Source organism: Streptomyces lancefieldiae, from assembly GCF_031845825.1.
Lineage (GTDB): Bacteria > Actinomycetota > Actinomycetes > Streptomycetales > Streptomycetaceae > Streptomyces > Streptomyces lancefieldiae.
This window is the reverse complement of sequence record NZ_JAVRFH010000406.1, coordinates 1-392: the sequence shown is the minus strand read 5'-3', so window position 1 is coordinate 392 and position 392 is coordinate 1. Positions and strand designations below refer to the sequence as shown.

General features: G+C 69.1%; 1 protein-coding gene. It reads right to left on the bottom strand.

What is annotated here, in order from left to right:
• Window positions 1-392 (bottom strand): site-specific DNA-methyltransferase (locus tag RM812_RS42725; protein ID WP_311586504.1); only part of this gene is annotated, 392 nt, incomplete at both ends.

Sequence of the window (392 nt, the reverse complement as noted above, 5' to 3'; positions counted from 1 at the left end):
AGCCAGCATCCGCTCGTAGTAGCCCTTCGACAGCTCAAACCCCAGCCAACGCCGGCCCAGCTTCTTGGCCGCCACCAGCGTCGTGCCGCTGCCGGCGAACGGGTCGAGCACCACGTCCCCCTCGTTCGACGACACCCGGATGATCCGCCCGAGCAGCTGCTCGGGCATCTGGCAGCCGTGCCAGCCCGCCCGCTCCTTGAACGTGCCGCAGACCCGCCGGAAATACCAGGTATCCTCATCGGGTTGAAAGGCGTCGGGAACGTCCTGCGGCCGCAGGATCCAGGTGTCGTCGGGCAGACGGCCCGCCGCCACGGCCCGGCCGTCGTTGTAGACCAGCTGCCGGGCCGACGGCACCCGTACGGCGTCGGCGTTGAAGGTGAACCGCTTCGGAT